This is a genomic window from Pararhodobacter sp., from assembly GCF_036802785.1.
Taxonomy (GTDB): domain Bacteria; phylum Pseudomonadota; class Alphaproteobacteria; order Rhodobacterales; family Rhodobacteraceae; genus Pararhodobacter.
Genome location: NZ_DAIRVN010000023.1, coordinates 1 through 14,124, shown reverse-complemented (window position 1 = coordinate 14,124; position 14,124 = coordinate 1). Strand labels below are relative to the sequence as shown.

The following is a 14,124-nucleotide window of genomic DNA, read 5'->3' as shown; positions in this document are numbered from 1 at the left end:
ACAGCCGGACGGATAGCCAACGGGCGCTCTTTATGGAATACTCACTCAACGGAATGGACCGATGAACAACGCAAATGCCGAGGCGACGATGAGCGACAGTGAAACCCATCGCCATGCGGCGCGCATCGTCGTAATCGACGATGAACAGGACATGCGCCAGTCAATCAGCCAGTGGCTGTCCCTCTCGGGTTTTCAACCCGAGACCTTTGCCAGCGCCGAAGAGGCGTTGCGCAAGCTCAGCCCTGACTTTCCCGGCGCCGTGATCACCGATATCCGCATGCCGGGTATGGATGGCATGGCGCTGCTCAAGCGGCTGATGGGGATGGATGCCAGCCTGCCGGTGATTCTGATCACCGGCCATGGCGATGTGCCCATGGCCGTCGAGGCTATGCGGCTGGGCGCGTTTGATTTCCTTGAAAAGCCGTTCGACCCTGAAAAGATGACCGACCTTGCGCGCCATGCCGTCAAGGCGCGCGCGCTGGCGCTGGAAAACCGCGCGCTGCGCCACGAGCTGGCCGATGGCAAGACGCTGATGCGCCGCCTTGTCGGCAACGCGCCTGAGATGGTGCGCCTGCGCGAGGATATTCTGGATTACGGCCAGTCCGACGGCCATGTGCTGATCGACGGCGAAACCGGCACCGGCAAGACGCTGGTGGCGCATGCGCTTCATGCGGTGGGGCCGCGCGCCGGCCGGCGCTTTGTCCCGGTCTCCTGCCTTGGCGAAGACGATGAGCGCCTTGCGGCGCGGCTGTTCGGCCCGGTTGAGGCCGGTGGCCTGCCGCTGGTCGAGGAAGCGCGCGGCGGCACCCTGTGCCTTGAGGATGTCGAGGCGCTGAGCCCGGCAATGCAGGGGCGGCTTTTGTCGTTCATCAACGAGCAGGGCACCCCCGCCGCCACCCGCATCGTGGCGATCTGCAACGAGCATGCGCTGGGCCGCACGCTGGAGGATGCGCTGCGCCCCGATCTGTATTTCCGGCTGGCGGCGATGAAGATCACCCTGCCGCCGCTGCGCATGCGCGGCGAGGATATTCTGGCGCTGTTCAAATCCTATGCCGCCGATTTCGCCGATGAATACGGCTGCCCCGCGCCCGAGCTTTCCGCGCAGGATGCCGCGCATCTGTTGCAGGCGCCCTGGCCCGGCAATGTCCGCCAGCTTATCGCGATTGCCGAACAGGCGGTGCTGCAGAACCGGCGCAGCGCCGGTTCGGTGGTCTCGCTGGTGATGGCCGATAACGAGACGGCGGGCGGCGCGCTGACCACCGAGGGCAAACCGCTCAAGGAATATGTCGAGGCGTTCGAGCGCACGCTGATCGACAACACCATGCGCCGCCACAAGGGCTCCATCGCTGCGGTGATGGAGGAATTGTGCCTGCCGCGCCGCACCCTCAACGAGAAGATGGCCAAGTACGGCCTCAGCCGGGGCGATTACGTCTGATGGCATCGGCGCGCCTTTGGGCCGCTTTTCCGGGCGCTCAGGCGCCCGGATGCGCTGTAGATGCCTGTTTTCCGGGCGGTTTTGCCGCAGCGCAATTTTCCCATTGCAGTTGATGTCACAAACCCCCTATGCTTTGGGGGACGGATGCCGCCTGTTCGGTTTGCACCGCGACGAATTCACAGCCCGCACCGCTTTTTGCAGGGTGCAGGGCGGGATAGGCCCGGTTCCGGGCCATGGAATAGCCCGGTTCAGGTGTTTGCCGGACGGGCCATGAATGGGTGCCTTCGGGCATCGGAGCAACAACCGCGATGCCAGGCTGCGCATCACATCGGCAAGGAAAATCAGCGCCTTCACCGGCGCTGAACGGGGCGCGACAACGTCTCTTCCGGTCGGTTGCGCGCCTTGGTCAAGCAATCAACACATATCCTGCAACACGGCCGCCCGGGCATAATATGCCCGGCAGCGGCCGCCTTGCCGGTTTAGCGAGACACAATGGGAAAGAAACTTCTTATCGATGCCACCCACGCGGAAGAAACCCGCGTGGTTGTGGTCGACGGCAACAAGGTTGAGGAATTCGATTTCGAGACCATCCACAAGCGCCAGCTTGCGGGGAACATCTACCTGGCCAAGGTAACGCGGGTCGAACCCTCGTTGCAGGCGGCCTTTGTCGATTACGGCGGCAACCGGCACGGTTTTCTGGCCTTTGCCGAAATCCACCCGGATTACTATCAGATCCCGATGGCCGATCGTAAGGCGCTTCTCGAAGAAGAGCGCGCCTATGCCGAAGCTCAGGATGAAGAGAGCAACGGGCGCGGGCGTCGCAGCCGCAACGCCCCGCGCAACGAGGGCCGCTCCGAGGGTCGCAAGGATACCAGCGATGACACGCTGAACGGCGAAAGCGCCGCATCAGATGACGGTGAAGGCCCCCGGACCATTGCCGCACCCGCTGACAACCCCGATGCCATCGTCACCCGCGAAATCGCCGGGATGGATATTGTCGATCTGGGCGAGGGGGCTGACGACACCGCCTCCACCGATACGACACCGGCCAGCGACGAAACCGGCACGGCCCCGCGTAGCCGTGGTCGCCGCCGTGGCCGTGGCCGTGGCGCCGCGCAGGACACCGGCAATGCCGATGACGCGGGCACCGCAGATGAAGGCCGCAACAGCGACACGCCGGATGAGCCCGAACCCTACCGCGCCGCCGACCATGCCACCGAACTCGATGACCAGATCGAATCGGTCGCCGATGAGGATGTCTCGGACGAGGTGCGCCCGGCACGCCGCTCCCGCGCCCGCCGCTACAAGATTCAGGAAGTGGTCAAGGTCCGCCAGATCATGCTGGTGCAGGTGGTCAAGGAAGAGCGTGGCAACAAGGGCGCCGCACTCACCACCTATCTGTCGCTCGCGGGCCGCTACTGCGTTCTCATGCCCAACACCGCGCGCGGTGGTGGCATCAGCCGCAAGATCACCCAGGCCGCTGACCGCAAGAAGCTCAAGGAAATCGCGCAGGAGATCGAGGTGCCCGATGGCGCCGGGCTGATCATCCGTACCGCCGGTGCCAACCGCACCAAGGCCGAAATCCGGCGCGACTATGAATATCTGTCGCGCCTGTGGGAGCAGATCCGCGAGCTGACGCTGAAATCCATTGCCCCCGCCCCGATCTATGAAGAGGGTGACCTCATCAAACGCTCGATCCGCGATCTCTATTCGCGGGAGATTGACGAGGTTCTGGTCGAGGGCGAGAATGGCTTCCGCGTGGCCAAGGACTTCATGAAAATGATCATGCCGTCCCATGCCCGCAACGTGAAGCTTTATGTCGACCAGATGCCTCTCTTCGCGCGCTTTCAGGTCGAAAGCTATCTGGGTGCCATGTTCAACCCCACGGTGCAGCTGAAATCCGGCGGCTATATCGTCATCGGTATCACCGAGGCATTGGTGGCGATCGACATCAACTCGGGTAAGTCCACCCGCGAAGGGTCGATCGAGGAAACCGCGCTCAAGACAAATCTTGAAGCGGCGGAAGAGATTGCGCGCCAGTTGCGGCTGCGTGACCTTGCGGGCCTGATCGTGATCGATTTCATCGACATGGAAGAGCGCAAGAACAACGCCGCCGTCGAAAAACGCCTCAAGGACAAGCTCAAGAACGACCGCGCCCGCATCCAGGTGGGCCGCATCTCGGGCTTTGGCCTGCTGGAAATGTCGCGCCAGCGTCTGCGGCCCGGCATGCTGGAGGCCACGACCCAGCCTTGCCCGCATTGCCACGGCACCGGCCTGATCCGTTCGGATAACTCACTCGCGCTGACCATCCTGCGCGCGCTTGAGGAAGAGGGCACGCGCAACCGTTCGCGCGAGGTGCTGGTCAAGGCGCCCATCGGCATCGTGAACTACCTGTTCAACGCCAAGCGCGAGCATCTCGCCCAGATCGAGCTGCGCTATGGCATGGCGATCCGGCTTGAGGCGGATCCGACACTGATCAGCCCTGATTTCTCCATCGAGAAATTCAAGACCGCGACGCGGATTGTCGCACCTGCGCCGGTGGCCGTGGTCTCGTTCAATGCGCAGACCATGTCCGATATCGACGATGAATTCGGTGAGGAGGAGGAGGATGAAGTCGAAGCCATCGCCGCCCCCGAAACCGAGGCTGACGCCGGGCCGGAGGCCGGCGCTGCGGCGCCTGCCAGCGCCGATGCCGGGGATAACGGCGAGGGCGGGCGCAAGAAGCGCCGCCGCCGTCGCCGCCGTCGCGGCGGGGCCGAGAATGGTTCGGATGAGCAGGGCGCGATGTCTTCCGATGAGGAGGACGATGGCCCGGCTTCCGAGGGCGATGCTGCACCCGCTGTGCAGGCTGCCCCCACGCAGGCCCCCACGCAGGCCAGCGAAGCGCCCGTCGCTGCGGTTGCCGCTTCTGACGCGGTGAGCGCTGATGCGGCGCCGGTCGCCGGGGTTGTCGTGGAAGGTGCCGCGGAAGGCACTGGCGAAGAGGCCGGGGAAAAACCCGCGCGCAAACGCCGGACACGCCGCAAACCGGCCAAAGCCGACGAGGCCGACGCAAGCAGCGCCGAAGCCGCCGCCCCGGCGGAGACGGTGTCAGCAGCCCCGGCGGAAGCCGAAGCCGCGCCCGCACCCAAGCGCCGCCGCAGCCGCAAAAGCGCAGCTCCGGCTGCCGATGTGCAGACGGAAGCCCCGCTTGCGGCTACCAGTCCGGCCCCAAGCCCGGCCTCTGATGCCGCGTCCGAGGCTGCACCAGAAGCGCCGCAACCGGAGCCGGAGCCGCAAGTGGCTCTGCCAGGTTCCGCACCCGCCGGAGCCACCGCGCCGCTGGCTGAGCCGCTGACCGAAGCCGACGGCCCGGCACCGCAGGCCGACAGCACCGGCGACGTGCCCGCCGATGTCCCGGTCGAGCCCGCTGTGGCACAGGAACCGGAGGCCTCTGACAGCGCGGAGGACAGCGCGCAAGACACCGGGCGCACCGAGCCTGCCGTCGGGGAGCAGTCTGCCACCGACTCCGCTGACGACCCCGGCACCGACCCGGACAAGCCACGCCGCCGCGGCTGGTGGTCGCTCGGTCGCTGACACGCTCAGGCCCCGCTCCGGCGGGGCCTTTGCTTGCGGGCGGGCAGCCGCAGTGCCAGGGTTGTGACAAAGCGCCCGCGTGACCTTTGCCCCGGACCCGGCTAACAGGAACCAAACCCACCGGAGTTCCGCCATGTTCGGGATCGACCTCTTCGACGCCGCCCTTCTGCCCGCGCTCGCTGTGGCGCTGCTGGCGGGGGTGTTGTCATTTCTCAGCCCCTGCGTGCTGCCCATCGTGCCGCCCTATCTGGCCTATATGTCGGGCATCTCGATGCGCGAACTGACCGCCGGGGGCGAAACCGGCCGCAACAGGGCCGTGCTGCCCGCGCTGTTCTTCGTCATGGGGCTGAGCACGGTTTTCCTGTTCCTTGGCTTCACCGCCTCCAGCCTTGGGCGGCTTTTCCTTGAATACCGGGAGCTATTCGCCCAGATCGCGGGGGTGGTGGTGATCATTTTTGGGCTGCATTTTCTGGGCCTGTTCCGCATCCCGCTGCTGATGCGCGAGGCGCGCATTGACGCGGGCGACAGGGGCGGCTCCGCCTTTGGCGCCTATGTGCTGGGGCTGGCCTTTGCCTTTGGCTGGACACCCTGCATCGGGCCGATCCTTGGCATGATCATCACGCTTGCGGCGACCGAAGAGACCGTGGCGCGCGGCACCGGGCTGATGGCGGTCTATGCGCTGGGGCTGGGGCTGCCCTTTCTGCTGGCAGCGATCTTCATCACCCGCTCAATGGCGCTGATGGCGCGGCTGAAGCCCTGGCTGGGCACGATCGAAAAGGCGATGGGGGTGCTTCTGGTGGTGGTCGGCGTGGCACTGATCACCGGCGCCATGGCCTCCTTCTCGTTCTGGCTTCTGGAAACCTTCCCGATGTTCGAGCGTCTGGGCTGAAACGCTGCGCCGCCCGTTCATCTTGCCACAAATACGCTGGGGGTGAATGGCCGCAGGCCAGAGGGGGCAAAGCCCCCTTCTTCTTCCCCGCCAGCTGAGCGCGGGGTGTTCCCTTGCGCGCGTATCCGCCCTAAGCTCATGGCAGATAAGGGTGTTGTGCGATGACAGTGGATCAGGCAGGGCGGGTGCGGCGGCGACGGGTGTTCTATGTCCCCGGTTTTGATCCTTTCCCCCCGCGCCGTTACCGCGAGCTGTATCGCCGCGAGGGTGTGAGACAGGCGGAAATCTCGGGCTACAGGCTGGCGCTGGCGCCGCTTTCAGGCGAGGCGGGCTATGGCTGGCGCGTCGATACATCAATCGGCGGCGAGGAAACCCATGCGCAGGTGACCGTTCTGGTCTGGGCCGATCTGGTGCAGGAAAGCATGCGCGGTGGCGTGCTTACGGCCTACTGGCTGATGCTGCGCACCCTGTGGATTTTCTGGTCAACCGGCGCGCTGGTGGCGATGGTCCGGCTCAGACCGGGGCCGATGCTGTCGGGGCTCTATCCGGTGGCGGTGCTGATGGTGCAGGCGCTGCTGGCGGTGCTGCTGGGCTGGGGGGCTGGCTGGCTGGCCCTGCTGCTGAGTGGCAGCGCGGCGCTGGCGGTGCTGGCGGGGCTTGCCATGGCTTACGGTGTGCTGGCGCTGGCGCAAAAGATCGACAACCGGCTTTATGCCTATTACCTGCTCTATGACTTTGCCCATACCGCGCGCCATTACGGTGCCAACCCGCCTGCGCTGGAAGAACGGCTGGCCGGGTTCGTGGCCCAGATCCGCGAGGCATTGACGCAGGACTGGGACGAGGTGCTGATCGTCGGGCATTCCTCGGGCGCGGCGCTGGCGGTCTCGGCCACGGCCGATGTGCTGCGCGCGGGCCTGCCCCCCGGCGCGCCGCCGCTGGCCCTGCTGACACTGGGGCAGGCCATTCCGATGCAAAGCTTCCTGCCCCGCGCGGACCGCCTGCGCAGCGATCTGCGTGCATTGGCGGCGCACCATGACCTTTTCTGGCTGGATGTTTCCGCCCCCGGTGACGGCGCCTGTTTCGGCCTGTCAGACCCGGTGGCGGTCAGCGGGGTTGCGCCCCCAGACCAGCGCTGGCCGCTGGTGATTTCGGCCGCCTTCAGCCAGAGCCTGAAACCTGAGACCTGGAAGCGGCTGCGGCGGCGTTTCATGCGGCTGCATATCCAGTATCTGTCGGCTTTCGATGCCCCGCGTGATTATGACTACTTCCAGATCACCGCGGGCCCCCGCACGCTGGCGGCGCGCTATCAGGGCCGCAAACCTTCGCCCAGCCGCGATGCCCGCCCGCTTTCGCCCCATACCTCGATGGCGCCGCGATGAGCGGGCGTATTCTGCCCCCAAAACCGCCCGCGCGCGCCGAAAAGGTGTCGGTCTGGGGGTATATCAAGCTGTTCCGGCGCGATGTGCTTTCGGCCAATCCCGCGCGCCTCTACCGGGCCAAGATGGCGGAGTTCCGCACGCCGTTCTTCACCTCTTACCTCGTCAACGAACCTGCGCTCTGGAAACTGGTCATCAACGAGCGCCCGCAGGATTTCCCCAAATCCGGGCGGATGCGCGCGGGGTTGGAGCCGGTGATGGGCCGTTCGGTCTTTGTCAGCAACGGCGCTGACTGGGAACGCCAGCGCCGCATCATCGACCCGGCGTTTGAGGGCGGGCGCCTGCGTTACAGTTTTCCGGCGATTCTGGCTGCCGCCCGCGCCGCCGTTGAGCGGCTGGGGCAGGGCGGGCGGATCGAGGTTGAGGAACGGATGAGCCACGCCGCCGCCGATGTCATCTTCCGTGCGCTCTTTTCTCTGCCGATCGGCACGACGGAGGCCAGCGCGGTTTTTCACGCCTTCCGCGCCCATCAGGCCACGCAGCCCCTGCTGAACCTTGCCGGTTTCCTGCCCCTGCCGCGCTGGTTTCCCCGTTTTCACCGCCGCTCTACCCTGAAAACCGCGCGCCGGATCCGCGCGCTGATTACCGCCATGACCGAGCGCCGCGCCGCCGAGATAGCAGCGGGCACCGCGCCGGATGATCTGGCGACCAAGATCATGACCACCGCCGATCCGCTGACCGGCCAGCGCTTTAACACGAAAGAGATGGTCGATCAGGTCGCCACCTTCTTTCTCGCCGGGCATGAGACCAGCGCCTCGGCCCTCGCCTGGACATTGTATCTGATCGCGCTGGACCCGGCGTTGCAGGCGCGTCTGGCGGCTGAGGCCGATGCGGTGCTGGGCGCGGCGCCGGATTTCAGCGCCGTCAGCCGGTTGCGGCTGGCGCGCGATGTGTTCCGCGAGGCGCTCAGGCTTTACCCGCCGCTGCCGATGCTGGTGCGCGAGGCGGCACAGCCGGAGTGCTTCCGGGGCCGCGCTGTGAAGCCCGGCGCGCAGATTGTCGTCAGCCCCTGGCATCTGGGCCGGCATAAAGACCTCTGGCAGGATCCTGACGCCTTCTGCCCCGCGCGTTGGCAAACGCCCGAGGGCCGCGCCAGCGCGCGTGAAGGGTTCATCCCCTTCTCGTCGGGGCCGCGCGCCTGCACCGGGGCGGGCTTTGCCATGGTCGAGGGGCCGCTGATACTGGCGATGCTGGCGCAGCGCTTCACCTTCACCCCGGTGGAGGGGCGCCTGCCCGTGCCGGTCGCCTTTCTGACCGTGCGGGCGCGTGACGGCATCTGGCTGGACATCGCCCCGCGCACCCCCGCCTGAGGCCCCCACTTGGCGCCCCAGGCGGTTTTTTCATTTGACGCGACTCAGCTGCGGCAGTAGCTATTTGAACGGGTGTTCAATTACCGGAGGGGAGACCGATGTTCACCGCTTCCATGCGCTTCGATCTGGGCGAGGATATCAACGCGCTGCGCGATATGGTGCACCGCTGGGCGCAGGAGCGGGTGAAACGGCAGGCTGCCGAAATCGACCGCTCCAACATTTTCCCGCATGCGCTCTGGCGTGAGATGGGCGACCTGGGCCTTCTGGGCATGACTGTTGAGGAAGAATACGGCGGCACGGCGATGGGCTATCTGGCCCATACCATCGCGGTGGAAGAGATCGCGCGCGCCTCGGCCTCGGTCAGCCTGTCCTATGGCGCCCATTCCAACCTTTGCGTGAACCAGATCAGGCTCAACGGCAACCCGGCCCAGAAAGAGCAGTATCTGCCCCGGCTGGTCTCCGGCGAGCATGTCGGCGCTCTGGCCATGTCCGAGGCCGGGGCGGGGTCTGACGTGGTCAGCATGTCACTGCGCGCCGAGAAAAAGAACGACCGCTATGTGCTCAACGGCACCAAGTACTGGATCACCAATGGCCCCGATGCCGATGTACTGGTGGTCTATGCCAAGACCGACCCCGAGGCGGGCTCCCGCGGCATCACCGCGTTCCTGATCGAGAAAAGCATGGCCGGGTTTTCGACCAGCGTGCATTTCGACAAGCTGGGCATGCGCGGCTCGAACACGGCTGAGCTGGTGTTCAAGGATGTCGAGGTGCCGTTCGAAAATGTTCTGGGCGAAGAGGGGCGCGGGGTGCGCGTGCTCATGTCGGGCCTCGATTATGAGCGCGTGGTGCTGTCCGGCATCGGCACCGGCATCATGGCCGCCTGTCTGGATGAGGTGATGCCCTATCTGGCCGAGCGCAAGCAGTTCGGCCAGCCGATTGGCAATTTCCAGCTCATGCAGGGCAAGATCGCCGATATGTATACCGCCATGAACTCCGCCCGCGCCTATATCTATGAGGTGGCGCGCGCGTGTGATCGTGGCACGGTGACGCGCCAGGATGCGGCGGCCTGCGTGCTCTATGCATCCGAGGAGGCGATGAAGCAGGCCCATCAGGCGGTTCAGGCCATGGGCGGGGCCGGTTTCATGAACGACAGCACTGTGAGCCGCCTGTTCCGCGATGCCAAGCTGATGGAGATCGGCGCGGGCACCAGCGAGATCCGGCGCATGCTGGTCGGGCGTGAGCTTATGGCGGCAATGGGGTGACATGATGCGCGTTTTGTTGGCTTTGGGGCTTGCTGCCCTTGCTTTTCCGGTGGCCGCCGAGGGTCTGAAATTTTCACCGCGCGCGGTGGAAAGCTGCCTTGAACAAGGGGGCTGGCGCGACTGTATCGGCGTGGCCGCGAATGCCTGCATGGAAGAAAACGCGGGCGGCTATTCCACGCCGGGGATGGCCGGTTGCCTGGACGCCGAGCGCGAATACTGGGACGGGCAACTGAACGCCGCCTACGGCGACTTGCGCGCCCGTGCGCAGGAGATCGACGCCGAGGCGCCGATCGAAGGTCTGCCGCCGCGCCCCTCCGATGTGGAGGCGCTTCGCGACATGCAGCGCGCCTGGATAGCCTACCGCGATGCTTCCTGCCGCTATGAAGAGCTGCAATGGTGGGGCGGCACCGGGGCCTCGGGCGCCTATATCGGCTGCCTGATGCGCCTGACCGGCGAACAGGCGCTGACCCTGCGCTCATATCTCGCCGAGGGCTAGGGCCATGCTTGCCCCTGCGAAAAGGACCAGACGCATGAAACTGACCTCCGCCATTCTCACCGGCTCTGACACGTTCCGAACCAACCGCGAGGCGCATCTGGCGGCGCTGGCGCAGGTGGCCGAGGCTGCCGCGCTCTCTGCCGGCGGGGGGGGCGAGAAGGCCCGCGCCCGCCATCTGTCACGCGGCAAGCTGCTGCCGCGTGAGCGGGTGGCGAACCTGCTCGACCCCGGCTCACCCTTTCTGGAAATCGGCGCCACCGCCGCGCATGGCATGTATGACGGCGCGGCGCCGGGTGCGGGCATGATCGCTGGAATCGGGCGGGTGCAGGGCCATGAGGTGATGGTGGTCTGCAACGATGCCACCGTGAAGGGCGGCACCTATTACCCGATGACGGTGAAAAAGCATCTGCGCGCGCAGGAGATCGCCGCCGAGAACCATCTGCCCTGTGTCTATCTGGTCGACAGCGGCGGCGCCAACCTGCCGCAGCAGGATGAGGTGTTTCCGGACCGCGACCACTTTGGCCGCATCTTCTACAATCAGGCGCAGATGAGCGCGAAGGGCATCCCCCAGATCGCCGTGGTGATGGGGTCCTGCACGGCGGGCGGGGCCTATGTGCCCGCCATGTCGGATGTGACGATCATCGTGCGCGGGCAGGGCACGATCTTTCTGGCCGGCCCGCCGCTGGTGAAAGCCGCGACCGGCGAGGTTGTCACCGCCGAAGATCTGGGCGGCGGCGATGTGCACACCCGGCTTTCCGGCGTGGCAGACTATCTGGCGGAGGATGACGCCCATGCGCTGGCGCTGGCCCGGCGCGCGGTCAGCCATCTGAACCGGCGCAAGCCTGACACCGTTCAGTGGCAATCGCCGGAAGAACCCGCCTATGACCCCGATGAAATCCTCGGTGCCGTGCCCGCCGATCTGCGCACGCCCTATGACATCCGCGAAATAATCGCCCGCGTGGTCGATGGCTCGCGCTTTGACGAGTTCAAACCGCGCTTCGGCGAAACGCTGGTCACCGGCTTTGCCCATGTCATGGGCTGCCCGGTGGGGATTGTCGCCAATAACGGCGTGCTGTTCTCGGAAGCCGCCGTAAAGGGCGCGCATTTCATCGAACTGTGCAGCCAGCGTCGCATCCCGCTGGTTTTCCTGCAGAATATCACCGGCTTCATGGTCGGGCGCAAATATGAAAACGAAGGTATCGCCCGGCACGGCGCCAAGATGGTGACCGCTGTTGCCAGCACCTCGGTTCCCAAGATCACGATGCTGGTGGGCGGCAGCTTTGGTGCGGGCAACTATGGCATGGCCGGGCGCGCCTACCAGCCGCGCTTCCTCTGGACATGGCCCAACGCCCGCATCTCGGTCATGGGCGGTGAACAGGCCGCCGGGGTGCTCGCTTCCGTCAAACGCGACGGGATCGAGCGCGCGGGCGGGGAATGGTCGGCCGAGGATGAGGCCGAATTCAAACGCCCCACGATCGAGATGTTCGAGCGCCAGTCGCACCCGCTCTACGCCGCCGCGCGCCTCTGGGACGATGGCATCATCGACCCAAGACGCACCCGTGACGTGCTCTCCCTCTCCCTCTCCGCCGCCCTGAACGCCCCCATCGGGGAAACCCGTTTTGGCGTCTTCCGGATGTGATGCCATTTTCTGTCCATAAATATCCCGGGGGGAGCGCCGCAGGCGCGGGGGGCAGCGCCCCCCAACCCGGCCCAAAAAGGGGTGCCGCGCGATGTTCCACACCATCCTGATCGCCAATCGCGGCGAAATCGCCTGCCGCGTCATCCGCACGGCGCGCGCCATGGGCATCCGCACCGTGGCCGTCTATTCTGACGCCGACGCCGGCGCGCTGCATGTCGCGCTCGCCGACAGCGCCGTGCATATCGGCGGCCCGGCGCCGCGTGACAGCTATCTGCGCGGTGATGCGATCATTCAGGCCGCAAAGACCAGCGGCGCGCAGGCGATCCATCCGGGCTATGGCTTCCTCAGCGAGAACCCGGATTTCGTTGACGCGGTGGAGGCCGCAGGCCTCACCTTCATCGGCCCTTCGGCGCAGGCGATCCGGGCGATGGGGCTGAAGGATGCCGCGAAGGCCCTGATGCAGGAGGCCGGTGTGCCCGTGGTGCCCGGCTATCACGGCGCCAATCAGGATGCGGAGCATCTGGCCGGGGCGGCTGATACCATCGGCTATCCGGTCCTGATCAAGGCGGTGGCGGGCGGTGGCGGCAAGGGGATGCGCCGGGTAGAGCGCCCGCAGGATTTCCATGAAGCGCTGGAAAGCGCGCGGAGCGAGGCGGCGACGGCTTTCGGCAATGACAATGTGCTGATCGAGAAATACATCGAGAAACCCCGCCATATCGAAATTCAGGTCTTTGGCGACGGCACCAGCGCTGTGCATCTCTTTGAGCGCGACTGCTCCTTGCAGCGCCGCCACCAGAAAGTGATCGAGGAAGCGCCAGCGCCGGGCATGACCGATGCCATGCGCGCGGCCATGGGGCAGGCGGCGGTGCGCGCGGCCGAGGCGATCGGCTACAAGGGCGCGGGCACGGTGGAATTCATCGTGGACGGGTCGCGCGGGCTGCGCAGCGATGGCTTCTGGTTCATGGAGATGAACACAAGGTTGCAGGTCGAACACCCGGTGACCGAGGCGATTACCGGCGTCGATCTGGTCGAATGGCAGCTCCGCGTTGCCGCAGGGGAGGCATTGCCGGCCCGCCAGCAGGATCTGGCGATCCGTGGCCATGCGTTCGAGGCCCGGCTCTATGCCGAAGACGTGCCCGCAGGCTTCCTGCCCGCCACCGGCACGCTGGAGCATCTGCACTTCCCCGCCGATGTGCGCATCGACAGCGGCATCCGCCCCGGCGATGCGATCAGCCCGTGGTATGACCCGATGATCGCCAAGCTGATCACCCATGGCCCGACGCGCGCGGTGGCGCTGGCGCGGCTGCGCGCGGCACTGGAGGGCGCACAGATCGCAGGCTCGGTCACCAACCGTGATTTTCTGGCGGCGCTGACGCGGCATGCGGGTTTTGCGGCGGGGGATGTTGATACCGGGTTGATTGGGCGCGATATCGACACGCTGACCGCTGTGGCGCAGACCCCGCCGGAAGCGGTGGCGCTGGCCGCACTGGCCACGCGCGGCGATACGCAGGCGCCGCTGGCGGGGTTTGCGCTGTGGCAGCCGCTCTGGCAGCGGGTGCTGCTGGCGGAGGGCGATGTGCTGCATGATTGCACGCTTGCGCGGCTGGCGGACGGGGCCTGGGGCATCCGCCTTGGCGCACGGGAAATGCGCGCCGAGTGGCGGGGCCGGGCGTGGTGGATTGACGGCGCGAAATGCGCAGCGGAGACGCACTGCGCTGGTGGCAAGGTGTCGGTCTTTGGCGCGCAGACGGTGCATTTTTCACTGGTCGATCCGCTGGCGGTGGAAGCCGCTGCCGGGGCGGCGGCGGGCGTGGTGCTGGCGCCGATGCCGGGGTTGGTGAAAGCGGTTTTTGTGACGCCGGGCGAGGCGGTGGCAAAGGGCGCGCGGCTGGCGGTGCTGGAGGCGATGAAGATGGAGCATACGCTGGTTGCGGGCCGCGACGGGATGGTGGCCGAGGTGCTGGTGACGGCGGGCGCGCAGGTCGAGGCCGGGGCGGCGCTGATTGTGCTGGAAGAGCTCGCAGACTGAGGCGCGCCTGTCGGTGCCGGGCAGGGGGGCGCTGCCCCCCTCTGGCCTGCGG

At 66.3% G+C, this 14,124-nt stretch carries 9 protein-coding genes; all 9 read left to right on the top strand.

All coding sequences use genetic code 11. The annotated features are described in order from the left end of the window. Nucleotides 1–88: 88 nt before the first annotated feature. The 9 genes from V7Q53_RS10035 to V7Q53_RS09995 all read left to right on the top strand — a co-directional run bounded on the left by V7Q53_RS10035 (nucleotide 89) and on the right by V7Q53_RS09995 (nucleotide 14,072). Entirely contained in the window at nucleotides 89–1,435 is a 1,347-nt protein-coding gene (locus tag V7Q53_RS10035; RefSeq protein WP_442954428.1) for a sigma-54-dependent transcriptional regulator, read from the top strand. 492 nt (nucleotides 1,436–1,927) lie between these two features. Continuing rightward, entirely contained in the window at nucleotides 1,928–5,011 is a 3,084-nt protein-coding gene (locus V7Q53_RS10030) for a ribonuclease E/G (RefSeq protein WP_333828403.1), read from the top strand. Nucleotides 5,012–5,144: 133 nt separating this feature from the next. Continuing rightward, entirely contained in the window at nucleotides 5,145–5,900 is a 756-nt protein-coding gene (locus V7Q53_RS10025) for a cytochrome c biogenesis CcdA family protein (RefSeq protein WP_333828402.1), read from the top strand. Nucleotides 5,901–6,061: 161 nt separating this feature from the next. Next, on the top strand, nucleotides 6,062–7,279 hold the full coding sequence (locus V7Q53_RS10020; protein WP_333828401.1) for a lipase family protein: 1,218 nt from the start codon (nucleotides 6,062–6,064) through the stop codon (nucleotides 7,277–7,279). Nucleotides 7,280–7,287: 8 nt separating this feature from the next. Beyond that, nucleotides 7,288–8,646 carry a cytochrome P450 gene (locus tag V7Q53_RS10015; protein WP_442954427.1) on the top strand — a complete coding sequence of 453 codons (1,359 nt, stop codon included), beginning with the start codon at nucleotides 7,288–7,290 and terminating at the stop codon, nucleotides 8,644–8,646. 98 nt (nucleotides 8,647–8,744) lie between these two features. Further along, nucleotides 8,745–9,908 carry an isovaleryl-CoA dehydrogenase gene (locus V7Q53_RS10010; RefSeq protein WP_333828399.1) on the top strand — a complete coding sequence of 388 codons (1,164 nt, stop codon included), beginning with the start codon at nucleotides 8,745–8,747 and terminating at the stop codon, nucleotides 9,906–9,908. Between the two features lies 1 nt (nucleotide 9,909). Then, nucleotides 9,910–10,404 (top strand): lysozyme inhibitor LprI family protein, encoded by a 495-nt coding sequence (locus tag V7Q53_RS10005; protein WP_333828398.1) that lies wholly within the window; start codon nucleotides 9,910–9,912, stop codon nucleotides 10,402–10,404. 34 nt (nucleotides 10,405–10,438) lie between these two features. After that, on the top strand, nucleotides 10,439–12,043 hold the full coding sequence (locus tag V7Q53_RS10000) for a carboxyl transferase domain-containing protein (protein ID WP_333828397.1): 1,605 nt from the start codon (nucleotides 10,439–10,441) through the stop codon (nucleotides 12,041–12,043). A gap of 91 nt (nucleotides 12,044–12,134) precedes the next feature. Further along, nucleotides 12,135–14,072 carry an acetyl/propionyl/methylcrotonyl-CoA carboxylase subunit alpha gene (locus tag V7Q53_RS09995; RefSeq protein ID WP_333828396.1) on the top strand — a complete coding sequence of 646 codons (1,938 nt, stop codon included), beginning with the start codon at nucleotides 12,135–12,137 and terminating at the stop codon, nucleotides 14,070–14,072. The last annotated feature ends 52 nt before the right edge of the window (nucleotides 14,073–14,124 follow it).

Bases quoted from the DNA above. Each gene is read 5' to 3' on its own strand.
- V7Q53_RS10035 (WP_442954428.1), top strand. From the start codon at position 89: ATGAGCGACAGTGAAACCCATCGCCATGCGGCGCGCATCGTCGTAATC.
- V7Q53_RS10030 (WP_333828403.1), top strand. From the start codon at position 1,928: ATGGGAAAGAAACTTCTTATCGATGCCACCCACGCGGAAGAAACCCGC.
- V7Q53_RS10025 (WP_333828402.1), top strand. From the start codon at position 5,145: ATGTTCGGGATCGACCTCTTCGACGCCGCCCTTCTGCCCGCGCTCGCT.
- V7Q53_RS10020 (WP_333828401.1), top strand. From the start codon at position 6,062: ATGACAGTGGATCAGGCAGGGCGGGTGCGGCGGCGACGGGTGTTCTAT.
- V7Q53_RS10010 (WP_333828399.1), top strand. From the start codon at position 8,745: ATGTTCACCGCTTCCATGCGCTTCGATCTGGGCGAGGATATCAACGCG.
- V7Q53_RS10005 (WP_333828398.1), top strand. From the start codon at position 9,910: ATGATGCGCGTTTTGTTGGCTTTGGGGCTTGCTGCCCTTGCTTTTCCG.
- V7Q53_RS10000 (WP_333828397.1), top strand. From the start codon at position 10,439: ATGAAACTGACCTCCGCCATTCTCACCGGCTCTGACACGTTCCGAACC.
- V7Q53_RS09995 (WP_333828396.1), top strand. From the start codon at position 12,135: ATGTTCCACACCATCCTGATCGCCAATCGCGGCGAAATCGCCTGCCGC.